The 21337-nt window shown below is 64.4% G+C and carries 22 protein-coding genes; 6 read left to right on the forward strand and 16 right to left on the reverse strand.

Annotated features, from left to right (window positions below; genetic code table 11):
• Positions 1–285 precede the first annotated feature (285 nt).
• From AC0L2H_RS17510 to AC0L2H_RS17545, 8 genes are all read right to left on the reverse strand, one after another.
• The gene (locus AC0L2H_RS17510; RefSeq protein ID WP_473591369.1) at positions 286–1926 is read right to left on the reverse strand and encodes an ABC transporter substrate-binding protein; all 1641 of its coding nucleotides are present in this window, start codon (positions 1924–1926) and stop codon (positions 286–288) included.
• 317 nt (positions 1927–2243) lie between these two features.
• The gene (locus tag AC0L2H_RS17515; protein WP_473591370.1) at positions 2244–3221 is read right to left on the reverse strand and encodes an alpha/beta hydrolase; all 978 of its coding nucleotides are present in this window, start codon (positions 3219–3221) and stop codon (positions 2244–2246) included.
• Positions 3222–3237: 16 nt separating this feature from the next.
• Positions 3238–3918 carry an isochorismatase family protein gene (locus AC0L2H_RS17520; RefSeq protein WP_473591371.1) on the reverse strand — a complete coding sequence of 227 codons (681 nt, stop codon included), beginning with the start codon at positions 3916–3918 and terminating at the stop codon, positions 3238–3240.
• Positions 3919–4231: 313 nt separating this feature from the next.
• Positions 4232–5536: a M24 family metallopeptidase gene (locus tag AC0L2H_RS17525; protein WP_473591372.1), complete on the reverse strand. Its 1305-nt coding sequence runs from the start codon at positions 5534–5536 to the stop codon at positions 4232–4234.
• 409 nt (positions 5537–5945) lie between these two features.
• Positions 5946–6923 (reverse strand): GlxA family transcriptional regulator, encoded by a 978-nt coding sequence (locus AC0L2H_RS17530; RefSeq protein WP_473591373.1) that lies wholly within the window; start codon positions 6921–6923, stop codon positions 5946–5948.
• Positions 6924–7206: 283 nt separating this feature from the next.
• Complete coding sequence (locus tag AC0L2H_RS17535; protein ID WP_473591374.1) at positions 7207–8388, reverse strand: trans-sulfuration enzyme family protein; 1182 nt, start codon at positions 8386–8388, stop codon at positions 7207–7209.
• The gene (locus AC0L2H_RS17540; protein WP_473591375.1) at positions 8385–9809 is read right to left on the reverse strand and encodes a pyridoxal-phosphate dependent enzyme; all 1425 of its coding nucleotides are present in this window, start codon (positions 9807–9809) and stop codon (positions 8385–8387) included. The genes AC0L2H_RS17535 and AC0L2H_RS17540 overlap by 4 nt, the downstream gene beginning before the upstream one ends.
• 190 nt (positions 9810–9999) lie before the next feature.
• Positions 10000–10179 carry a hypothetical protein gene (locus AC0L2H_RS17545; RefSeq protein ID WP_473591376.1) on the reverse strand — a complete coding sequence of 60 codons (180 nt, stop codon included), beginning with the start codon at positions 10177–10179 and terminating at the stop codon, positions 10000–10002.
• 309 nt (positions 10180–10488) lie between these two features.
• Here AC0L2H_RS17545 and AC0L2H_RS17550 point away from each other — a divergent pair, with 309 nt between their 5' ends.
• The 4 genes from AC0L2H_RS17550 to AC0L2H_RS17565 all read left to right on the forward strand — a co-directional run bounded on the left by AC0L2H_RS17550 (position 10489) and on the right by AC0L2H_RS17565 (position 13773).
• Positions 10489–10848 (forward strand): septal ring lytic transglycosylase RlpA family protein, encoded by a 360-nt coding sequence (locus AC0L2H_RS17550; protein WP_473591377.1) that lies wholly within the window; start codon positions 10489–10491, stop codon positions 10846–10848.
• A gap of 246 nt (positions 10849–11094) precedes the next feature.
• Positions 11095–12372 (forward strand): polyhydroxyalkanoate depolymerase, encoded by a 1278-nt coding sequence (locus tag AC0L2H_RS17555; RefSeq protein ID WP_473591378.1) that lies wholly within the window; start codon positions 11095–11097, stop codon positions 12370–12372.
• A gap of 156 nt (positions 12373–12528) precedes the next feature.
• A complete protein-coding gene (locus AC0L2H_RS17560; protein WP_473591379.1) occupies positions 12529–13146 on the forward strand; it encodes a transglutaminase-like cysteine peptidase in 618 nt (205 codons plus the stop codon).
• Between the two features lie 408 nt (positions 13147–13554).
• The gene (locus AC0L2H_RS17565) at positions 13555–13773 is read left to right on the forward strand and encodes a hypothetical protein (RefSeq protein WP_473591380.1); all 219 of its coding nucleotides are present in this window, start codon (positions 13555–13557) and stop codon (positions 13771–13773) included.
• A gap of 72 nt (positions 13774–13845) precedes the next feature.
• On the opposite strand, the gene AC0L2H_RS17570 is transcribed toward AC0L2H_RS17565, so the two are convergent.
• The 4 genes from AC0L2H_RS17570 to AC0L2H_RS17585 all read right to left on the reverse strand — a co-directional run bounded on the left by AC0L2H_RS17570 (position 13846) and on the right by AC0L2H_RS17585 (position 16838).
• A complete protein-coding gene (locus AC0L2H_RS17570; protein ID WP_107651873.1) occupies positions 13846–14214 on the reverse strand; it encodes a helix-turn-helix domain-containing protein in 369 nt (122 codons plus the stop codon).
• Between the two features lie 105 nt (positions 14215–14319).
• Positions 14320–14847 (reverse strand): Smr/MutS family protein, encoded by a 528-nt coding sequence (locus tag AC0L2H_RS17575; RefSeq protein ID WP_473591381.1) that lies wholly within the window; start codon positions 14845–14847, stop codon positions 14320–14322.
• Positions 14844–15995, reverse strand: a complete 1152-nt coding sequence (gene mltA, locus AC0L2H_RS17580) for a murein transglycosylase A (RefSeq protein WP_473591382.1) — start codon at positions 15993–15995, stop codon at positions 14844–14846. The genes AC0L2H_RS17575 and mltA overlap by 4 nt, the downstream gene beginning before the upstream one ends.
• Positions 15996–16130: 135 nt before the next feature.
• A complete protein-coding gene (locus AC0L2H_RS17585) occupies positions 16131–16838 on the reverse strand; it encodes a Tim44/TimA family putative adaptor protein (RefSeq protein ID WP_473591383.1) in 708 nt (235 codons plus the stop codon).
• A gap of 198 nt (positions 16839–17036) precedes the next feature.
• On the opposite strand from AC0L2H_RS17585, the gene AC0L2H_RS17590 reads away from it, so the two are divergent.
• Together AC0L2H_RS17590 and secB are read left to right on the forward strand one after the other, a co-directional pair.
• A complete protein-coding gene (locus tag AC0L2H_RS17590; RefSeq protein ID WP_473591384.1) occupies positions 17037–17537 on the forward strand; it encodes an FxsA family protein in 501 nt (166 codons plus the stop codon).
• 94 nt (positions 17538–17631) lie between these two features.
• Positions 17632–18132 carry a protein-export chaperone SecB gene (gene secB / locus AC0L2H_RS17595; RefSeq protein ID WP_473591385.1) on the forward strand — a complete coding sequence of 167 codons (501 nt, stop codon included), beginning with the start codon at positions 17632–17634 and terminating at the stop codon, positions 18130–18132.
• A 97-nt stretch (positions 18133–18229) separates the two neighbouring features.
• On the opposite strand, the gene dnaQ is transcribed toward secB, so the two are convergent.
• The 4 genes from dnaQ to AC0L2H_RS17615 all read right to left on the reverse strand — a co-directional run bounded on the left by dnaQ (position 18230) and on the right by AC0L2H_RS17615 (position 21025).
• The gene (gene dnaQ, locus AC0L2H_RS17600) at positions 18230–18934 is read right to left on the reverse strand and encodes a DNA polymerase III subunit epsilon (protein ID WP_473591386.1); all 705 of its coding nucleotides are present in this window, start codon (positions 18932–18934) and stop codon (positions 18230–18232) included.
• A 66-nt stretch (positions 18935–19000) separates the two neighbouring features.
• A complete protein-coding gene (gene coaE, locus AC0L2H_RS17605) occupies positions 19001–19597 on the reverse strand; it encodes a dephospho-CoA kinase (RefSeq protein ID WP_473591387.1) in 597 nt (198 codons plus the stop codon).
• Positions 19594–20433, reverse strand: a complete 840-nt coding sequence (locus AC0L2H_RS17610; RefSeq protein ID WP_473591388.1) for a shikimate dehydrogenase — start codon at positions 20431–20433, stop codon at positions 19594–19596. The genes coaE and AC0L2H_RS17610 overlap by 4 nt, the downstream gene beginning before the upstream one ends.
• Positions 20426–21025 (reverse strand): Maf-like protein, encoded by a 600-nt coding sequence (locus tag AC0L2H_RS17615; protein ID WP_473591389.1) that lies wholly within the window; start codon positions 21023–21025, stop codon positions 20426–20428. Before AC0L2H_RS17615 ends, AC0L2H_RS17610 begins: the two co-directional genes overlap by 8 nt.
• Positions 21026–21337 lie beyond the last annotated feature (312 nt).

Raw genomic sequence — 21337 nt, forward strand, 5'->3', positions numbered from 1 at the left:
AGGGCAATCGCAGATGAAAAGCCAAGGCTTTCGCTTTACGATGGACCCCCACCCCTAGCCCCTCCCCACAAGGGGGAGGGGAACTTCCGTGGCGCTAACCTCGGCAAATTGTCTCTCTTTCGGCGCCAAAGAGGGAAGTAAAGACGCGCGGCAGCGTTCCCTCCCCCTTGTGGGGAGGGTTAGGGTGGGGGTCCTCTTCACAAAAAATCCATCTGCGATTGCCCTGCCCGCAAGGGGGAGATCGGCTGTCTTTTCTGCTTTCGCCAATCACCAACGCGCGACAAATCACGCCTCGATCCAGACCGTCTCGAAATGCTGCTCGAGCGACTGGTGCTGCTCGCAGCCATGCACGCCCTTGCGATAGGTGCGGAAGACCGAGCGCCAGTAGGGCTGGATGATGATGCCGGAATCGCGCAGGTTCTGCTCGATCTTGGCCATGATCTCCTTGCGGGCGGCGGCATCGGGGGTGGCCAGCGCCTTGTCGAGAAGAGCGTCGAATTCCGGATTGGCGTAGGCGCTTTCGTTCCAGGCCGCGCCCGATTTATAGGCAAGCGCCAGCACCTGGACGCCGAGCGGCCGGCCGAGCCATTCGGTGCAGGAGAAGGGGTATTTGCTCCAGTCGTTCCAGAAGGTCGCCGCCGGCAGCACGGTGCGCTTGACCTTCAGCCCGGCCTCGCGCATCTGCGCGGCAATCGCATCGCCGCTCGTCTTCTGCCAGTCGACATCGACCGAGATGAGGTCGAATTCATGATCGGCCTTGCCGGCCTCGTCGAGCAGCTTCTTGGCCTCGTCGACCTTGCGCACGGCCGGCCCGATATCGGCATATTCGGCGTGCATCGGCCCGACATGGTGGTTTTCCGCCGGCTTGCCCCGATTGTCGATGCCAAGCATCAGCACCGCTGAATTGTCGACCGCGAGCTGGGCGGCGCGCCGCACCTTGACGTCGTCATAGGGCGGATTGCCGACATTGAAGCGCGCGACCAGGGTCGAGCCGGTGGCAAGTTCCGAATTCTGAAGCTCCATCTGTTCGGTCTGCGACACCGTATCGGCGGCGGTTTCGTGGTTGGTGTCGATCTCGCCCGATTCGAAGGCCGACAGCATGGCATTGGGATCGGAGCCGTAGTCGACCCATTTGATGCCGTCGAGGTAGAAGTCGCCCTTCCACCACGGCTTGTCCTTGCGGCGGACCTCGGCGCCGGTCTCGGCGTCCCACGACACCAGTTCGCAAGGTCCGGTGGTGATCGCCAGCGCCTTCAGCGGATCGTCGCCACCCTCGTAGGAGCGATGCATGATCAGTCCGGGATAGTCGGCCACGCCGGCGATCAGCGAAATGTCGGGCTTCGGCAGATTGAGCTTGATGGTGAAGTCGTCGATGCGCTCGATGCCGCCATCGACGGCTTTCTTGGTGTCGGGGTTGATCAGCGCGCCCAGCCGCGCGGCGACCGAATTGCCGGCGACGGAAGCATCGCACCAGCGCGTGACGTTGTGGACGACATCGTCGGCGTTGAAGGCGTCGCCGTTCGACCAGGTGATGCCCTTGCGGACATGCAGCGTCAGCGTCTTGGCGTCATCGCTCGTCTCCCAGCTCTCGAGCAGCCACGGCTCGAAGGTGAAATCGCGGTTCCAGCGGACCAGATATTCGTTGCACTGGCGGGCGATGTTGGACATTTCGACGCCGTCGAAGGTGCGCGGATCCTTGAAGCCTTTGACGTTCATGGCGACGCGCAGCACGCCGCCGCGCTTCGGCTCCTGCGCCCTGGCCGGAGAGGGCGCCAGGCCGCCCAGCGCCAGCGCGCCGGCGGCGCTGACGCCAAGGGCTGCCATGGTGGCGAGATATTCGCGCCGGTTCATCTGGCCCTTCTTGAACCCGTCGGCGACAGGTTCGGCCTGCGGATGCAATGACCTGCCGGTCAACATGAACTTCATCGTCGTTCCCCTGTTGTTGGGCGCCCCGGCCGACCGGCAGACGCGGGGGACGGGTGCGATCGCCGGAGCGCCATTGCCTGGGAGGGATGATAGGGCGGGCTGCCGCGAGGGAGTGTTCGGACTTCCGCAGTTCTTATGCGCCGTTCCGCAAACGGAAGGTCCCCTCACCCGGATTGCCGACCAAATTGCGAAGGGCAATTCGGGGTAATCCGACCTCTCCCCGAGGGGAGAGGAGGTTGCCAGCGTTGATGCCAGCCTCTTCTCCCAGCGGGGAGAAGGTGGACGCGAAGCGGCCGGACGAGGGGGCCTTGGCGACCTCAGTAGGGCCAGTCGCCTTTGCCCAAGGCTGCGACCGCCGCGACGATGCGGGCGAAGGCTTGGCCGGCCCGCGGCACGGTCTTTCGGGCGCGCAGGAAACTGTGCACCAGGCGCGGCTCCTCGCGCCACCAGGCGCGGCCGCCGGCGGCAAGAATGCGGTCGCGATAAGCCTCGCCGTCGGACGACAGCGGATCGCATTCGGCGGTGAGGATGAAGGTCGGCGGCAGGCCGGAGAAATTGCTGTCTAGGAGCGGCGAAAAGGTCGGATCGTCGGGCGACTGCGTCTTGGCGGAGCGGACGTTGCGGTAGAACTCGATATCACTGAGCGTCAGCAGCGGCGCTTGCGCGTGCTCGACATAGGAGCCGGTGCTCTCATCGCCGCCGAGGCCGGGATAGATCAGCACCTGGCCGATCGCCTGGCGAGAGTGGTTGCGCGAGGCCTGCGCCACCCCTGCGGCAAGATTGCCGCCGGCGCTTTCGCCGCAGAGCACGATCGGCAGGTCTGACGTCGCAGCGGCCCATTCGAACACGGTCAGCGCGTCGTCGAAGGCGGCCGGATGCAAATGCTCGGGCGCCAGCCGGTAGTCGACTGAGAGCACGTCAAAACCGGTGCCGGCGCAGATCTCGGCGCAGATGTCGTCATGGCTGTCGAGCCCGCCGAGGATGAAGCCACCGCCGTGATAATAAACGACGATCGCCTGTGGCGTCCCGCCCGCCATCCGGTAGCGCCGGACCGGGATCGCGTGGTCGCCGGCGGCAACCGTGCCATCGCTGGCCTCGACCCCGGCCGGATAGGCTTCGCGGAACGCCCGGCACATCGCGTCATAAACCGCGCGCTGCCTGTTGATCGGCAGGCCGGAAATCTCGGGCGGGTACCAGCCATTGATCCGGTCAATGTAGTCCCAGAGCTCGGGATCGAGCCGGGTGGCGTATTTCTCCCGGCCGGTCTTTCCGGAGCGATCGACGTCAATGGCCATCGCAGTCCGCACAGTATCAGAGCTCGGCATAGAGCCGGGCCGCATTTTCGTAAGTGAAGCGCAAAGGCACCGAGCCTTCGACCTGCCAGGCGGCTACGCTTTCGCCGGAGAGCAGCCGGCAGGCGCCCTCGGTGTCGGTGACCGCGCCGCCATAGAGCCGGTTGGCAAGGTTGAGGACGGCGGTCTGGTGCATGGCCGCGCTGCCGCTGCCGCAGGCGTCCTTGACCAGAAGCACGCGAAAGCCCGATGCGACCGCGTCCCTGACGGTGGCGTCGATGCAGGCCTCGGTCCAGACCCCGGCGACGACCAGCCATTCGACGCCACGCGCCTTGAGCTCGCCCGCCGCGGGGCCGCTGCGGAAGGCGCTGGCCTCGGCCTTGATCCGCAAGATTTCGCCGGCCATCGGCGCGACCTCGTGACAGATCGCGGTCAGCGGGTCGTCCTTGTCGGAGAAGGCCGACTTGCCATCGGCCTCGACCGGGTGGAACGGCCGGTGCTGGGCGCCGAGGTCGACGATATAGGCCCAGTGCCAGAGCGGCACGCTATTGGCCCGCGCCGCCGCCTGCAGGCGCTGGACATTGGCGAGGATTTTCTCATAGCCGTCGACGAGATAGCGCTGGTCCTGCCGGTGCTCCTCCTGGAGATCGATGAAGACGGCGGCCACGGCGCCGCGTTTGATGGAGAGGGGCGTTTTCATGCGGATGCGCCTGGGTTGCGGGCCAACGCTGTTCCTTGCAGCGAGCCGGCGCAAGCCGTGGAGATTGGCTGAAGCGTCCCCACCTTCGTCATCCCAGGGCGAAGCAGGAGCGAAGCTCCGTCGCGGAGACCCTGGGATCCATGCCGTGACCTTGGCCGTGGAGTGCAGGGGAGCAGAACCTGCATCGTTGCGTCGCCTTGATGTAACGGCATGGATCCTGGGGTCTGCGCCGCGTCGCTGCGCTCCTTGCTTCGCCCCAGGATGACGAAACGATGGGCGTCCGCGCTCGTCCCCAAGAGATACGCAACCCGCATCAAACCTGTTTCTCCAGAAAATCGTCCTCATAGGGGAAGCGCGACAGAAGCTCGGTGCCGGTTTCGGTGATCAGTATCTCGTCCTCCAGCTTGACGCCTTCGCGGCCGCCCTTCTCACCGATATAGCTCTCGACGCTGACCACCATGCCGGGAACGATGATACCATCGCGGCCATAGGTCTCGTAGTCCATGGCATGGGCAATGAACGGCGTCTCGCCATGCATGCCGACACCATGCATGACCGAGGTATAGCGCTGGTCGACAAAACGATCGGGAATCTTCCAGGCCTTTTCGGCGATCTCGCGAAACGCCATGCCAGGCCTGACGATCCCGATGTTGTGCTGAACCTGGTCATGCGCCATGCGGTAGAGCGATTTCTGATAATCGGTCGGCTTGCCCGGCCCGCAACGGAAGGTGCGCGAGAAGTCGGAATAATAGCCGTAGCAGCCGATCGTGTCGGTATCGAGCGCCAAAAGCTCGCCGGGCCTGATCTTGCGCCCGCTCGCCTCGTTGAACCAGGGATTGGTGCGCTGGCCGGAGGTGAGCAGCCGGGTTTCGATGAACTCGCCGCCCTGGCGGATCACCTCGCCATACATGATGGCGAACAGGTCGTTTTCGGACACGCCGGGCTTGATCGCCTCGCGTACCGCCGAGACGGCGGCTTCCGCACCTGCCATCGACACTTGCAGGCATTTCACTTCCTCGGGCGTCTTGACCGCGCGCACCGCGAGGATCTCGCCCTGGCAATCCCTGACCTCGCAGCCGCGCTTTTCCAAGGCGAGGGCCTGCAAATGGCTGCAGCGGTCGAGCCCGAGCTTCATCGAACCGCCGCCGTGCTGCTTGAGAAGTTCGGCGATCTCGTCGGCGAAGGGACCGGCGGTTTCGTCGTCGCGGCCCGATACGGAAGACCAGACCAGCTTGGAGGGCCGCGCCTCGTCGATCGTGTCGAGCACCATGGAGACATGATAGCTCTGCGGATATTCGAACAGCACGATCGGCCCAACGGTCGGGATGAAGAAGTAGCGCGTCGAGTTGCGCAGGAAATAGCCGAACATGTTGCGCGAGCCGGTGGCGTAGCGCTGGTTGTAGGGGTCGAACAGGACGACACCGCCATAGCCGGCCTCGCGCATCCAGGCGCGCAGTTTGGCCAGCCGCCCCTTGCGCAGTGCGTCGGCGTCGATGAAGGACGGTTCGGTGTCCGACAGCCACATGCCGCCTGCCGGGTCGGCCGCCGCGGGGTGGCGCATGCGGTCTTTGAAATCCACATCCTCGGTGCTGTCGGGATCGAAAACGACGATGCTCATGGGCGCCTCCTGGAAGCCCTGAACATAGTCGCGCATCATGAGGAGCTTGTGCGGAACACCGCAGATGTCGTGCGGAATACCGCAGCTGCTTTACCTTCCGGCAAGGTCGGTGACTGGCCGTAAGCCCCCACGCGTTCGTCATCCTAGGGCGGAGCAACGCGAAGCGGAGCGCAGACCCTGGGATCCATGCCGTGATATCCGCCGAAGAACGCAGCGGGTCAAAGTGGCTGATCGAGGAACGAATGCGGGATAGGTGATGTTCGATTCTGGTCCGCCTTCGTATGCCACAGATGTCACGGCATGGATCCCAGGGTCTGCGCTGCGTCGCTTCGCTCCTTGCTTCGCCCTGGGATGACGAAGGGAGAGATGTTGCGGCCAATCTCCAAGGTTTGCGACTATTCAGGCGCTCCTAATGCCGCCGCATAACCTTCGGCGCATGTCCATGCTCCTCGCGAAACGCCCGCGCAAAGCTCGACATCGAGGCAAACCCGCAGGCCAGCGCCACGTCGCGCACCATCAGCTTGGAGTGCGCCAGGAGATCGGCGGCGCGCTTCAGCCTGAGGCGGCGGTAGTAGCCGTTGGGCGAGATACTGAGCTCAGCGCGGAAATTCCGCTCGAGTTTGTCGGAGGAGACGCCGAGCCTGGCGGCAAGGTCGGTCATGCCGAGCCGCTCCTCCACCGCATCCTCCATGATGGCGATGGCCGACAGCACCAGTTCGTTGCGGACGCCGGTGCGCAGGCGCAGCGGCATCAGCTTGCGGTCGACGCTCGAGCGAAGCGGGCTGTGCACGAACCACTCGGCGATGCCGGCGGCAAGCTCGGCGCCATAGTCCGATGCAATGATCTCCAGCATCATGTCGAGGCTGCCGACGCCGCCGGCCGAGGTGAAGCGCTTGCGGTCGATGACGTAGAGATCGCGCCTCAGCTCGATATCGGGAAAGGCCTCGGTGAAGGCGGCCTGGCTGGTCCAGTGCAAGGTGCAGGCATGGCCGTCGAGCAGGCCGGCACGAGCGAGAAAGAACGCGGCATCCGCCACCGCGCCGATATGGGCGCCGCCGCGCAGGCTCCTGCGGATCCAGTTCACCGCGTCCTCGGCGACGAGATGATCGGCGTCGCCGCCCGAGCAGACGACGATGCGGTCGACTTTCGGCGCATCGCCGGCGGAAAAGCCCGGCTGGATGACGACGCCGTTCGAGGCCTCGACCGCGCCGCTGTCGGCGCCGACGATGATCCAGCGATAGCAATTTTTCTTCGCCAGCACATTGGCGGCGCGCAACGGCTCAATGACCGAGCTGAACGCCATCATCGGGAAGCCGGGGAAGACGAGCACGGCGAAGGTGAGGGGGGCTTCGGTGGCCGGTGGTTGGTCGCGTTGTCGGTTGTTCATAGCTTCCGGAGCCAGGCAGCAAGGTGGATCAAGAAGCTACAATTCTGCCAGATGGCGCCAAGGTCAACGGGACAGCGAGCAATCGCCACTCCTTGGCGATCCTTCACGCCCCCCTCTGTCCTGCCGGACATCTCCCCCTCAAGGGGGGAGATTGGCCGTCATCTCTGCCTTCGCCAATCTCCAACGCTGACAGAGGAGCGAGACGGCGAGGCTGCCAATCTCCCCCCTTGAGGGGGAGATGCCCGGTAGGGCAGAGGGGGGCGCTGTCCCGCTGTCGTCTCAATCAACCCCTCAGCGCCTGATCCAAATCCGCAATCAGATCGTCACCATCCTCGATCCCCGCCGACAGGCGCACGAGCGAATCTGAAATCCCGATCTCCGCCCGCTTCCCGGCCGGGATCGAGCCGTGCGTCATCAGTGCCGGATGCTCGATCAGGCTCTCGACGCCGCCGAGGCTCTCGGCCAGCGTGAACAATTGCGTGCGTTCGAGGAAGCGTTTTGTGCCGGCAAGGTCGCGGTCGAGGTCGACGGAGATCATGCCGCCGAAGGCGTGCATCTGCTGCACGGCGATGGCGTGCTGCGGGTGGCTGGCGAGGCCGGGATAGATGACGCGGCGCACATCCTTGCGGGTCTCCAGCCATTGCGCGATCTTCAGGCCGTTCGTGGAATGGCGCTCCATCCTGAGCGCCAGCGTCTTGATGCCGCGCAGCGCCAGAAAGCTGTCGAACGGGCCGGAGATGGCGCCGACGGCGTTCTGCAGGAATCTCAGGCGGTCGGCCAGGTCCTTGTTGTCGCCGACGACCGCGACGCCGCCGACCATGTCGGAATGGCCGTTGAGGTATTTCGTCGTCGAGTGGACGACGATGTCGATGCCGAGCTCCAGCGGCCGTTGCAGATAGGGGCTGCAGAAGGTGTTGTCGGCGACCGAGACAAGGTTTTTGCGTTTCGCCAGTGCCGCCACGCCTTCGAGGTCGACGATGCGCAGCAGCGGGTTGGTCGGCGTCTCGACCCAGAGCAGTTTCGTCTCCGGGCGGATCGCCGCCTCGACCGCGGCAAGATCGGTGAAGTCGACGAAGCTGACCTGCAAATTGGCGGAGCGCTTGCGCACCCGTTCCATCAGGCGGAAGGAGCCGCCATAAATATCGTCAGTGGCGACGACATGGGCGCCGGAATCGAACAGTTCGAGCACCGTGGCGATCGCCGCCAGGCCCGAGGCGAAAGCGAAGGCGGCGGTGCCGCTTTCGAGATCGGCGACGGCGCGCTCGAAGGCGAAGCGGGTCGGGTTCTGGCTGCGGGCATATTCGAAACCCTTGTGCACGCCGGGCGACTGCTGGCCGTAGGTCGAGGTGGCGTAGATCGGCACCATCACCGCGCCGGTCAGCGGGTCGTGGCTCTGGCCGCCATGGATGGTGCGCGTCGAAAAGGCCAGGCGGTTCCGGCCCGATACGGTTGCTTTGATGGTCATCGGGCGCGCCTCAGATGGTTGATCAGGTCGATGCGGGTTATCAGGCCGACGAATTCGTCGCCGTCGAAGATGATGGCGACCTCGTTGCGGTCGAAGACCGGCAGCAGCGCGTCCAGCGTCTGGCTGGCCTGCAGCGTGTGCAGATTGGAGGTCATGGCGGTGCGGACCGGAGCCTTGAAGCGGTCCCAGCGGCTGTCATAGGGGCCGTCGACATGGGCGAGGATATCGCTTTCGTCGACGATGCCGACCAGCTTGCCCTGGTCCAGCACCGGCAGTTGCGAAACATCCGAGCGGCGCATGCGGCCATAGGCGTTGAGCAGGCTTTCCTCCGGCCCGACAAACACCGTGTCGCCGGTGCGGTGCGAGCGCATCACCAGGTCGCGTAGATCGCCATGCTGCTCCTGCTCGGCCAGGCCCTGCTCGGCCAGCCAGAAATCGTCGAACACCTTCGACAGATATTTGTTGCCGCTGTCGCAGACGAAGGTGACGACGCGCTTGGGCGTCGTCTGCTCGCGGCAGTAGCGCAGCGCCGCCGACAGCAGCGTGCCGGACGACGAGCCGGCGAGGATGCCTTCTTTCGACAGCAGGTCGCGCACCGCCAGCATGCTCTGCTTGTCGGTGATGGAGTAGGCCTTTTTCACCAGCGACAGATCGGCATTGGGCGGGACGAAATCCTCGCCGATGCCTTCCACGGTCCAGCTGCCGGCCTCTTCCATCTTGCCGGTCTTGATCAGCGGCGCCAGCACCGAGCCGACCGGATCGGCCAGCACCATTTCGGTCTTCGGCGACACCTTGGCGAAGTAGCGGCCCAGACCGGTCAGCGTGCCGCCGGAGCCGACGCCGACGACGACCGCGTCGACATCGCCTTCGAGCTGTTGAAATATCTCGGGACCAGTGGTGGTCTCGTGCGCCAGCGGGTTGGCCGGGTTGGCGAACTGGTTGGCGTAGAAGGCGCCGGGCAGTTCGGCGGCGATCTTTTCGGCCATGTCCTGATAATATTCGGCATGGCCCTTGCCGACATCGGAGCGTGTCATGCGCACCTCGGCGCCGAGCGCGCGCAGATGCTGGATCTTCTCACGCGACATCTTGTCGGGCACGACCAGGATGATGCGGTAGCCCTTGGGAATGCCGACCTGGGCCAGCCCAAGGCCGGTGTTGCCGGCCGTCGCCTCGACGATGGTGCCGCCGCGTTTGAGCTTGCCCTGTTTTTCGGCGGCGGCGATCATCGACAGCGCGATGCGGTCCTTGATCGAGCCGCCGGGATTCTGGCTTTCGAGCTTGATGAACAGCCGGCACTTGCCGGTGTCGAATCTGGTCAGCTCGACGACCGGCGTCTGGCCGATCAGGTCGAGGACCGAGGCATAGGGCGGCCGCAGGCGCTGCAGGCCAGCGTCGGGTGCGGCGGTCTTGTGCTCGCTCATATCAGATGCTCCGTGGTAACAGGCGAGCGACCGCCTCTGGCGAGGTGGTCAGCCTATCGTCTTTTCCAGCCGTTTGCAGTCTGAAAGAAGATAGATCGTGCCAATCGACCGGCGAGATGCGGAATGAAATTCCGCTTGTTGGTCACGGCACGCAGGTCAGGCAACCGACTTCCCGACCGGTTCACGGGCGTCAACGATTCGCCCAGACCAGCCCCACCAGGCCGACAAGCGCTGTGACGATACCGGCATAAAGCCATTGCGACTGGCCGGTCATGAAGCTGCCCTGGACGAGGCCCGCGCCTTGCAGCGACCACACCACGCCGGCGGCGACCACCAGCAGCGCCAGCAGGTTCTTGATCAATTTTGTCATTATCAATCTCCTTGCCCAGTCAATCCTGGCTCTGCCGATCGCGTCGCCATGACCGCGATGATATTGCTAAGGAAGCGATCCGAACGCGTTCGTCTACACTTATGTTCCGGCGTGCGATCTTGCTGAAGACATCTGCGATATCGGTCCGGATATCAGCTTAGACTCGCGCCCAGACGACGGAAATCTCTGACAGACTGTTTCGCAGCGACTCCAAACGTGTGCTCTTGCCACGGAACTGCCGGATGCTTGCCGCATTTCCTGCCTTATTCGCCACCTAACGGCGCGGTTCTGTCAACGGAGCCTTCCCAAATGAAGAAGAACAACAAGACCGCGCTTGTCGCGGTGACGATAGCGGCTGGCCTGATGGTCGGTGCATCCATCTCGCCGGCCGCCGCCCAGTGCGGCCGCGCCTCCTGGTACGCGCTGCATTCCAAAACCGCTTCCGGCGAGCGCATGAACCCCTCGGCGCTGACCGCGGCGCATCGCAGCCTGCCCTTCGGCACCAGGCTGAAGGTGACCAACCGCAACAATGGCCGCAGTGTCGTCGTGCGCATCAACGATCGCGGCCCCTTCATCAAGGGGCGTGTGCTCGACCTGTCGAAGGGCGCCGCCAGCCGGCTCGGCTTCATCGGTTCGGGTCATACGTCCGTGTGCATGGCACGCGTCTGAGCCTGCCTGGAAATTCTACTCCGGCGGCGAAGCAGATTCCCGCCGGACACGACTCCCTGTTTTCGCAGGCGCACATTGAGCCGGCTCTGGCTGTCGAGCGCTGATTCCCAAGGCATTGGCAGAAAGAAGTGCATAGATCACGGCGCCTGACGTATTGCATTGCAGCAATTTGTTGCTAACCTCCCGCAGACATTTCAGGGTTCGGCGCTGCCCGTCGTCCTCTTGGTGCAGCGAGCGGGGTTCCCGATGTTCTACCAGCTCTATGAACTGAACCACGCCGCCCTGCAGCCGGCGCGGCTTTATGCCGATGCGGTGCGCCTGCTCTACACTAACCCGCTCAATCCGTTTTCACACACGCATTGGGGCCGTTCGGTCGCGGCGGCGGCCGAATTGTTCGAACGCACCACGCGCCGCTACTCCAAGCCGCGCTTCGGCCTGGCGCAGACGGTGGTCGACTGGAAGAATGTCGAGGTCAGCGAAAAGACCGTCTGGTCGCGGCCTTTCTGCAATCTGGTCCGTTTCGAGCGGGCCGTTCCGGCGGGCCGCAAGCCCGACCCGAAGCTGCTGATCGTGGCGCCGATGTCCGGCCACTACGCGACGCTTCTGCGCGGCACGGTCGAGGCGATGCTGCCCCATGCCGATGTGCATATCACCGACTGGGTCGATGCCCGCATGGTGCCGCTCAGCGAGGGCAGCTTCGACCTCGACGACTATATCGATTACATCGTCGACATGCTGCATGCGCTGGGGCCCGACACCCATGTCATGGCGGTGTGCCAGCCTTCCGTGCCGGTGCTGGCGGCGGTGGCGCTGATGGAGACGCGCGGCGACCCGTTCGTTCCCTCGACGATGACGCTGATGGGCGGGCCGATCGACACGCGCCGCAATCCGACCGCCGTCAACCTTCTGGCCGAGGAAAAGGGCATCGACTGGTTCCGCGACAACGTCATCCTGCAGGCGCCCTGGCCGGTGCCGGGCTTCGGCCGCGAGGTCTATCCCGGCTTCCTGCAGCTCTCGGGCTTCATGAGCATGAATCTCGACCGCCACATCATCGCCCACAAGGACTTCTTCATGCACCTGGTGAAGCATGATGGCGACAATGCCGAGAAGCACCGCGATTTCTACGACGAGTATCTGGCGGTGATGGACCTGACGGCGGAGTTCTACCTGCAGACCGTCGACACCGTATTCGTCCGCCATGCCCTGCCCAAGGGCGAGATGACGCATCGCGGCGTGGCGATCGATCCGTCCGATATCCACAATGTCGCCCTGTTCACGGTCGAGGGCGAGAATGACGATATTTCCGGCCTCGGCCAGACGAAGGCCGCGCACGATCTGTGCGTCAATATCCCCGCGGACAGGCACGCCCACTACATGCAGCCGGCGGTCGGCCATTACGGCGTCTTCAACGGCTCGCGCTTCCGCTCCGAAATCGTGCCGCGCATCGTCGACTTCATCACCAGCTATGGCCGCCAGACCCGCGTTGCGGTGAAACCCAGGCTGGTGCGCGCCGCCAAGCGCTAGGGAAGGGGTGGTAGGCCGAAGGGGGTAGGCTGTTGCACAATAGCCGCTTTTTCGGCCCTGCCGGTAACCATGTCGAAATTCTCGCCGTTTGCATAATTGACACGGAGTGTAAATCGCCCTTAACGTTTCGTTAACAACAAGGGACGAGCGGGGACAATGATTTCCTCAAGGGTGGCGCGAAAGCTGTGCCGGTACGTCGTAGCCGGGCTGGCGATTTCGGGAGGTTGGGCGACGGCGGCTCTGGCGGCCAGTCCAATGGTGACGGGTGGCCCGACATCGCAACCGATCGGTCATTACGACTTCTGCAAGGCCAATCCGGGCGAGTGTTCGATCCGCCCGGCCGATCTCGATCCCGCCGCGATGACCAACTCGCTCTGGCGCAAGTTGATCGGCGTCAACGACAGGATCAACGCCGCCGTCAAGCCGGAGAGCGACTTCGACATCTACGGCAAGGATGAGGTCTGGGCCTATCCCGACAAGGGTGTCGGCGACTGTGAGGACTATGTCCTGGAAAAGCGCCGCGAGCTAAACCGCCTCGGCGTGTCGTTCGCCGACCTGCTGATAACCGTCGTGCGCAAGCCCGACGGCGAGGGCCACGCGGTGCTGACGGTGCGAACCACCAAGGGCGACTACGTCCTCGACAATCTGTCCACCAAGGTTCTGTCCTGGGACCAGACCGGCTACCGCTTCCTCAAGCGGCAGGCGATCGACAACACCGGCCGCTGGGTCTCGATCCGTGGTGGCCAGCAGGTTCTGGTCGGCGCGGTTCAGTAGCTTTCAGCTATCTGGTGGCATTGGTAGCGATCCTTCCCACCCCCCTTGCGGCCGGGCTTATCGCAAGTAGAAAGCCGCGGCTTTCGCTCTACGATGTACCCCCGCCCCTAACCCCTCCCCACAAGGGGGAGGGAGACTCCCGTTGGCGCTGACCTCGGCAAATTGCCTGTCTTTCAGCGCCAAGGAGGAAGTAAAGGCACGCGGCAGCGTTCCCTCCCCCTTGTGGGGAGGGTTAGGGTGGGGGTCCTCCTTCGCAAGAATCCAAATGCGACTGCGCTGCCGCAGTGGTCCGGCAGGACAGAGGGGCTGTCCCATCGCCCTCAAGAAATTTCGCACTCTCCGTGAACCAAATCATCCTGGCCAGCGACACATGGCCGTAGATGAAAACACAACCCACGGAGAATTCAGATGACTGCACTTTTGCGAAATGCACTTCTCGCCGCCGTCGCGGTATCGTCGCTGGCCGGATCCGCTTTGGCCGACCAGACCATCCCCAGCTGTGGCAAGACCTCGACCAACGAGCTGTGGAGCGGCCGCTGTTGCGGTGACGGCGACTCGAACTGCCTGGGCGGTGGAAACGGCGGTGGCAACCATGGCGGCCGCGGCGGCCAGGCCGGCGCAAAGTAATCTCGCCACATGCCCGCCGGCTCCCCGCCGGCGGGCATCGCTTTATAGTGGAGCCGGCGCCCTTGGAGCAGCCTACGGCCGTCGGCCCAGTGCCGCGCGGATCGATGCGGTGATGCGGCGAAGCTCGGCCTCGTCCAGTTTTTCGATGTTCTCGGCCAGGAGGTTGGCAAGCTCGGTGGCGGCGGGCGTCAGGCCCGACGTGTCGAGCTTCACCCGCGGGTGCGAGCTCTCGGCCAGCCGGGCCAATTCCTCGGCATCGTCCCAGATGATGTTGAAATAGCCGATGATCTTCTGGATCAGCGTCCAGGTCGGCGCGCCGCGGCGGCCATGCTCCAGCGCCGACAGATAGGCGGCGCTGACGCCGATCGCCTCGGCCATGGCCTTCTGGCTGACGCCGCGTTCACCACGCAATTGCCGCAGCTTCTCGCCGAACGGGGTCACAGTCGCGTCCTCAAGGGGCCTCTCCTCTTGTTTTTGCGCAATTTCCTAGGGAAAGCACTACGAGCTTTTCCCGGGAAAACCGCTTCACACTTTTCCTGGAATTGCTTAGCGCAGCCGCCGCAAGCGGACATAGAGCGCGCCGGAGCCGCCATGATTGCGCGCCGCGTGGTCGTGGCTGGAGACGAGCGGCCTGAAAGCGGGTGTCGACAGCCAGGCCGGCACGGCGCGCCGCAACACGCCGTCGCCGCCCGAGGACGACCCCTTGCCGGTGATGACCAGCACATAGCGGACGCCGCCGGCATGCGCCCGGTGCAGGAAGGAGAACAGCAGCGAATAGGCTTCCTCCTGGGTCAGGCCATGCAGGTCGACGCGGCCTTCGATGGGCAACCGGCCCTTGGACAGTTTGTCCAGCGTCGGTTCGTCGAGCGCATGCGAAACATGCTGCGTTTTCGGCTTTGCGGCACCTGCCGGACTGGCGGCGGCCTGGATCGCTTGCGATGGTGTCGGCCCCGCCTCGGTAGCAATGTCGGGAATATCGACGGCAAGCTTGCCCTTCAGCGGCTTGGCCGTGCGCGCCACCAGGTTCCACAGCACCCGGTCGTCCTCGCTCAGCCTGTCGGTGCGCCTGGTCATCGTACGGACCCAACAAGCGAGCGCGGGATCAGCGCGTAAAAGTCGGCCGCGTTGCGGACGACGCCCGCGATCTCGCCGGCGGCATCGCCCGACCCGGCGAAGAGGTCGCCCCGCGCGGGTCCGGTGATGGCCGAGCCGGTGTCCTGCGCGATCATCAGCCGCCGGAACGGTTTTGCGTCGAAAGCCGTCAGCGATGGCGCGTCGATGTAGAAGGGCGTGCCGAATGTATGGAGCAGGCGGTCGACCGCGACCGAACGGCCCGGCGTCAGCGGCACCTTGGCGGCGGCGATCGGGCCGAGCTCCGGGTCGTCGACGGTTGCCTCGCGGAAGAAGATATAGGAGCGGTTCTGCCACAGGATCTCGTCGACGCGGTCCGGATGCGCCTCGAACCAGGCGCGGATCGACTGCATCGTCACCTTTTCCAGCGGGATTTCGCCTGACGCAGCCAGGATCTTGCCCGCTCCGGTAAAGCGCTGGCCGGATTTGGCGGTGTAGGTGACGCGGCAAAGCCGGCCGTCGGTCATTTTCAGCCGCGCGGATCCTTGCACATGAATGAAGAAAGCGTCGACCTTGTCGGCGAGCCAGGCGATTTCCAGGGCCTTGCCATTCAGCGCACCGCGTTCGATCTCGCCGCGGTCGAAATATTCGACCGGTCCGCCCGGCGTGCCGCGGCCGAAGGCGAGATAGGGATCCATGCCGGAAGGCCGGTTGGCGTCGTCGATGTCGATGAGATCGGCCGGGCGGGATAGCAGCGGCACGACAAATCGCCCGGTGCGGACCGGCGAGGCTTCGACCACGGGTTCGTAGAAGCCGGTGACGAGGCCGGCGCCGCCATCCTCGGCCCGGATATGCGCGGGAACAAAATGGCGTTCGAAGAAGCCCCTCGCCTCCTTCCGATCTGAAAATGGCAACCGATTTGCCGGCGAAACGGTGCGCGCGTCCGCATAGGCCTGGGCGAAGGCGCTGAAATCGACGCCAAGGGCGCCGGAGCGATAGGGCCTGGTCAGGACATGGAAGGCGGAACGGCGAAAGGCGGCAAAAGCCTGGAGATGGTCGTCCTCGGCCCAGCCGGGCAGCTCATCGAACGTTTTTTCGCTGAAAGCCTGAGATAGCGGCACGACAGGCCTCGCAGCTGACCTCTCATGCATGTCGTCATCCCAAAACCGCTGCGCACCCTCGGGTCAAGCCCGTGGGCAAGCTTTTCTGGGCGACATGCTTCTTTGCCTGATGCATGTCGTTAACCCCAAAAACCGCTGCGCACTTTTGGGCGACATGCATTGGAATCAATCTTCTTCCTCGGTGGCGACGAGCTTCCAGTTCGGATCGCGCGAGCGCGTGTCGCGGGCGAAGGTCCAGACATCCTTGACCTCGGCGACGGTCTCGGGATCGCCGTCGATGACCGCGCCGGCCTTGTCGCGGGTCGCGGAAATCAGTTCGCTGACGATGCGCAGCGTAATATGCGCTTCGCCGCCCTTCATCTCGGCCGAAACGATGTCGGCCTTGTCGATGCCGACGAAGGAGGACTGGATCTTTTCCGATTTAGCCTCGCGCTCGCCGATGGCCGCGACAAAACCGTCATAGACGTCGCGCGACAACAGGTTCTTCAGCGTCTTGCGGTCGCCGTCGGCATAGGCCATGACGATCATCTCGTAAGCCATCTTGGCGCCGTCGACGAAGGTCTTCGGCTCGAAAGCCGGATCATTGTCCTTGATCGTGCGCAGGCCCTTGTTGAGATCGGTGTCGGGCTTGGCGAAGGCGTCGATCGCGGCATAGATGTCGTCCGCCGGCTCTCCCGGCGCCCGCTTGCGCGGCAGCGAGACCACGTTCTCGGGCTTCTGGGCGGCGTCCTTGTCGCCCGTGCGGCTTGCCGTATAGGGGTCGAAAGGCGGGCGCTCGCTGCCGGTGCGGCGGCCGAGCACGTTGCGCAGCTGGAAAAAGATCACCACCGCCGCGATCAGAAAGAAAATCGTGCCGAAGTCGAAGAATCCCATATCTTCCGCCAATCAATCCCTGCTCCGGCCGGACCGCGCGCCAAGCAAGAGCGGCGGTCGCATAGCGTTCAACATCCAAAGCATATAGAACGCAAGCTGCAATCATTCAAATCAAAGGCAGGCATACCTATCTAAAAGGTCCAGTGCCAGCGGCGATTGCTCGCCGGCCGGCAAAACTTGGAAACGATCGGTCAAGACTTGCGCATTTCGCTGCTTCCCCTCTTCCTGCTTGCGCTCCCTCTGCTGGAGATCGCAGGCTTCGTCGTTGTAGGCCGCCAGGTCGGCGCGCTGGCGACGGTCGGACTGGTGCTGGCTTCGAGCGTGGCGGGCATGCTGCTGCTCAGGCACCAGGGGTTTGGCGTCATGGCGCGCGTGCGCGCCGAAATGGACGCCGGACGCGACCCAAGCCGCCAGCTCGCGCATGGCGCCATGATCGTGCTGGCCGCCATCCTGCTCATCATCCCCGGCTTCATTACCGATATTTTCGCCGTTCTGCTGCTGCTGCCAATGGTTCGCGATCTGGCCTGGCGGCTGCTGAAAGGCCGCGTCGTGGTGGCCACCGATTTCGGCGCCGGCGGGTTCCGGACCCGGCCCCGCGACAAGGTCATCGATCTGGACGATGGCGATTATTCGCGCGGCGACGATTACACGCGTGGCCCCGATCATAATTCTCCGTGGCGCCGCCTCAAGGACGAATAGCGCCCGCAAAACTTGTCTTGTCATGCCGGCCATGGTAGCGAACGCCCGATTTCAATCCGGCGGCAATGCCGCCGAGGCAAAAGGACAACGGCTAATGGCCAGCAATGACGACGCGCCGACCGGCGCGGCCAATGGCAATGGCAACACGGCGCAGCCCTCGCTCAACGTGCTCGCCCAGTATGTGAAGGATCTTTCCTTCGAAAGCCCCGGCGCGCCGAATTCGCTGCGCGGCCGCGACAAGGCCCCCGGCATCGCCATCAACGTCAATGTCAACGCCAACCCGCTTTCCGACAAGCAGTTCGACGTCAATCTGTCGCTGAACGCCAAGGCGTCCTTCGACCAGGAAGTGCTGTTCAATGTCGAGCTGGTCTATGGCGGCGTGTTCGCCATCAGCGGCTTCCCGCAGGAACATATGCTGCCGATCCTGTTCATCGAATGCCCGCGGCTCCTGTTCCCGTTCGCCAGGCAGATCATCGCCGAGGCGACGCGCAATGGCGGCTTCCCGCCGCTGATGCTCGACCCGATCGATTTCGCGCAGATGTTCCAGCAGAAGCTGGCCGAGGACCAAGCCGCCGGCAAGGTCCAGGTAAGCTGAGGCTGATTGCCCGGTAGCGTTTGAAAGCCCGGCTCCGCGCCGGGCTTTTTTGTTGGAGATGCTGGCGGGACAGAGGGGGGCGCGAAGGATCGCTACCTCAGCCCGCCCCAACCCTCAACCACAGCGCCTTTTCGCCCAGCGAACCCACCATCCCGGCATGGGCGGCGCGCTCGGCGTCGGTCAGGCGCGGCGGCAGGGCGATCGGCCTGGCCGCAATGGAGATGTCGATGTCGGCGACTTCGCCCGCGCCGTTGACCTGCACCGCCACGCTATCCAGGATAAGTGCTGCCTGCTTGCCGCCGATGAGCTCGATATAGACCTCGGCCAGCAATTCCGAATCGAGCAGCGCGCCGTGCTTGGTGCGGCGGCCATTGTCGATGCCGTAGCGCCGGCACAGCGCGTCCAGCGAATTGGGACCCATCGGATGCCTGCGGCGCGCCAGCGCCAGCGTGTCGACGACAAGGCCCGGATCGATGGCCGGGTGGCCGAGCCGGCCGAATTCGAGGTTGAGGAAGCCGATATCGAACGTCGCGTTGTGGGCGACCAGCTTGGCGCCGTCGATGAAGGCGAGGAATTCCTCGGCGATGTCGCTGAAGGTCGGCTTGCCCTGGAGGTCGGCGGCGCTGATGCCGTGCACCGCCTGCGCTTCCGCATGGATCGGGCGTCCCTGCGGATTGATATAGTGATGGAAGGTGCGGCCGGTCGGAAAACGGTTGACCAGTTCGACGCCGCCAAGCTCGATGACGCGGTCCTCGCGGGAATCGAGACCGGTGGTTTCCGTATCGAAGATGATCTCGCGCATCGAATCAGTCCGTCCTGAACGAGCAGAATCATACACCAGAACAAAATGGCAATGGGAAAGCTGGCGTCACGAGCCCGACTTATCCCCGGTCAGTTCGGCGATAATCGCATTCACCGACGCCCGCGCGGCGTCGAAGCCCTGGCTGGTATCGACGATGAAATCGGCCTGCCGGCGTTTTTCGGCGTCGGGAACCTGCTTGGCCAGGATCGCCGCCAGCTTGGCCTCGCTCATGCCCGGCCGCGCCAGAACGCGGGCGCGCTGGATGTCGGCCGGCGCGGTGACGACCACCACCTTGTCGACCCGGCCCCGCCCGCCGGTCTCGAACAGCAGCGGGATATCGAGAACCACAAGCGGCGCGCCGGCGGCGCGATTCGCGGCCAGGAAGGCATCGGCATCGGCCCGCACCAGCGGATGGACGATCGCTTCCAGCCGTTTCAGCGCCGCTGCATCGCCGAGCACGTGCCCGGCCAGCTTCGCGCGGTCGACCGCACCGGAAACCGTGGTGCCGGGAAACGCGGCCTCGACCAGCGGCGCGGCCTTGCCGGCATAGAGGCGGTGCACCGCCTCGTCGGAATCGTGCACCGGCACGCCTGCCTCGGCAAACATCTTTGCCGTCGTCGATTTGCCCATGCCGATCGATCCGGTGAGGCCGAGCACGATCATTTGGCACCGATATCGGCCAGGATGATCCGCCTGAGCTCGGCGGTGACTTCAGGCCGCACGCCGAACCAGCGCTCGAAGCCGGGCACGGCCTGGTGCAGCAGCATGCCGAGCCCGTCGACCGTCTTCAGGCCACGCGCCCGGGCGGCAGCCAGAAGCGGCGTCTCCAGCGGCACATAGACGATGTCGGTGACGAGCGCATGGGCCGGCAATGCCGCCGGGTCGGCGGAAAGGCCTTCATTGCCATGCATGCCAAGCGCCGTGGTGTTGATGAGCAGGCCGGCATCGGTCAGCAACTCGCCTGTCGCCGCCACGCCATGCGCGGACACGCCGCTGCCGAAGCGATGGCTGAGTTCCTCAGCCCTCGCCAGCGTCCGGTTGACGATGCGGATGTCGCTGACGCCGCGCTCGATCAGCGCATGGATGACCGCACGCGACGCGCCGCCGGCGCCGAGCACCACGGCCGGGCCATTGGAAGCCCAGCCCGGCGCATGCTCGTCGAGATTGGCGGCGAAGCCGTGGCCGTCGGTATTGCCGCCCCACAGGGTGCCGTCGTCGAACCACAGCGTGTTGACCGCGCCGATCGCATCGGCCGCATCATCGCGACGCGAGACAAGCGCAAAGGCCGCTTCCTTGTGCGGAATGGTGACGTTGCCGCCCCGGTAGCCGTTTGCCGCGAGTGTTTGCACGAATTCGGCGAAGTCGGCCGGCGCGACATCGATCGCCCGGTAGCTGCCGTCGATGCCGTATTTGGCCAGCCAGTGGCCGTGGATCTTCGGCGACCTCGAATGCGCGATCGGATGACCGGTGACGAAGGCTTTTTTCGAACCCTCAGCCATCGATGGCTCCGAGCTCGCGCAGCTTCGCCAGCACCGGCAGCAGCGGCAGGCCGATAATGGTGAAATAGTCGCCCTCGATTTTTTCGAAAAGCTGAATACCCTCGCCCTCGATCTGATAGGCGCCGACACTGGCCAGCGCCTTGGCGCCGACGCGCGCCAGATGGCGGCCGATGAAGGCCGGATCGAGTTTTCGCATGGTCAGGCTGGCGACGCCGACATGACGCCACAGTACCTCGCCGTCACGGGCAAGCACCGCGGCGCTGTTCAACTGATGGGTCTTGCCGGAGAGAGCCAGCAAATGGTGCCGCGCGCCCTCCATGTCGGCCGGCTTGTGGAATATTTCATCGCCCAGCGACAGCGTCTGGTCGCAGCCGAGCACCAGGGCGCCGGGCCTGCGTTCGCTGACCTCGGTGGCCTTGGCCTCGGCAAGCACCAGGGCGACATCCTCCGGCGAAATGCCGCTGTCCTGCAACGGCGCTTCCAGCGCCCGCTCATCGACCTCTGCCCGGACTGCCTCGATGGCGACGCCGGCATTGACGAGCATCACCTTGCGGAACGGACTGCCCGAAGCGAGGATGATTGTTTCGGTCATGATTTTTCGCTCCCCTCGTTGGTTTTGCCGCAGGACCGTTGCATCCTATGGTCACCGTAACGGCATGGATCCTAGGGTCTTCGCGACGTCGCTTCGCTCCTGCTCCGCCCTAGGATGACGAAGGCATGGGGGCTTTGACCAATCGCAAATGTCTGAGACTGGCACTTGCGTCGCAAGACAGAGCCTGATTGCGAAACCCTTCGAGATTGGCCGAAACAATCCTCGCTTCGTCATCCTAGGGCGGAGCAAGGAGCGAAGCGACGTAGCAGAGACCCTAGGATCCATGCCGTGACCTTCGATCTTCGCAGCGTT

The sequence above is a fragment of the Mesorhizobium sp. WSM4871 genome, assembly GCF_055811295.1.

Coding starts and splice junctions, on each gene's coding strand:
- AC0L2H_RS17540 (WP_473591375.1), bottom strand. CDS start 9,809: ATGAGCGAGCACAAGACCGCCGCACCCGACGCTGGCCTGCAGCGCCTG.
- coaE (WP_473591387.1), bottom strand. CDS start 19,597: ATGATCGTGCTCGGCCTCACCGGATCGATCGGCATGGGCAAATCGACG.
- AC0L2H_RS17565 (WP_473591380.1), top strand. CDS start 13,555: ATGACTGCACTTTTGCGAAATGCACTTCTCGCCGCCGTCGCGGTATCG.
- dnaQ (WP_473591386.1), bottom strand. CDS start 18,934: ATGCGCGAGATCATCTTCGATACGGAAACCACCGGTCTCGATTCCCGC.
- AC0L2H_RS17610 (WP_473591388.1), bottom strand. CDS start 20,433: ATGGCTGAGGGTTCGAAAAAAGCCTTCGTCACCGGTCATCCGATCGCG.
- AC0L2H_RS17525 (WP_473591372.1), bottom strand. CDS start 5,536: ATGAGCATCGTCGTTTTCGATCCCGACAGCACCGAGGATGTGGATTTC.
- AC0L2H_RS17550 (WP_473591377.1), top strand. CDS start 10,489: ATGAAGAAGAACAACAAGACCGCGCTTGTCGCGGTGACGATAGCGGCT.
- AC0L2H_RS17520 (WP_473591371.1), bottom strand. CDS start 3,918: ATGAAAACGCCCCTCTCCATCAAACGCGGCGCCGTGGCCGCCGTCTTC.
- AC0L2H_RS17515 (WP_473591370.1), bottom strand. CDS start 3,221: ATGGCCATTGACGTCGATCGCTCCGGAAAGACCGGCCGGGAGAAATAC.
- AC0L2H_RS17575 (WP_473591381.1), bottom strand. CDS start 14,847: ATGACCAGGCGCACCGACAGGCTGAGCGAGGACGACCGGGTGCTGTGG.
- AC0L2H_RS17555 (WP_473591378.1), top strand. CDS start 11,095: ATGTTCTACCAGCTCTATGAACTGAACCACGCCGCCCTGCAGCCGGCG.
- secB (WP_473591385.1), top strand. CDS start 17,632: ATGGCCAGCAATGACGACGCGCCGACCGGCGCGGCCAATGGCAATGGC.
- mltA (WP_473591382.1), bottom strand. CDS start 15,995: ATGCATGAGAGGTCAGCTGCGAGGCCTGTCGTGCCGCTATCTCAGGCT.
- AC0L2H_RS17615 (WP_473591389.1), bottom strand. CDS start 21,025: ATGACCGAAACAATCATCCTCGCTTCGGGCAGTCCGTTCCGCAAGGTG.
- AC0L2H_RS17535 (WP_473591374.1), bottom strand. CDS start 8,388: ATGACCATCAAAGCAACCGTATCGGGCCGGAACCGCCTGGCCTTTTCG.
- AC0L2H_RS17560 (WP_473591379.1), top strand. CDS start 12,529: ATGATTTCCTCAAGGGTGGCGCGAAAGCTGTGCCGGTACGTCGTAGCC.
- AC0L2H_RS17510 (WP_473591369.1), bottom strand. CDS start 1,926: ATGAAGTTCATGTTGACCGGCAGGTCATTGCATCCGCAGGCCGAACCT.
- AC0L2H_RS17545 (WP_473591376.1), bottom strand. CDS start 10,179: ATGACAAAATTGATCAAGAACCTGCTGGCGCTGCTGGTGGTCGCCGCC.
- AC0L2H_RS17585 (WP_473591383.1), bottom strand. CDS start 16,838: ATGGGATTCTTCGACTTCGGCACGATTTTCTTTCTGATCGCGGCGGTG.
- AC0L2H_RS17530 (WP_473591373.1), bottom strand. CDS start 6,923: ATGAACAACCGACAACGCGACCAACCACCGGCCACCGAAGCCCCCCTC.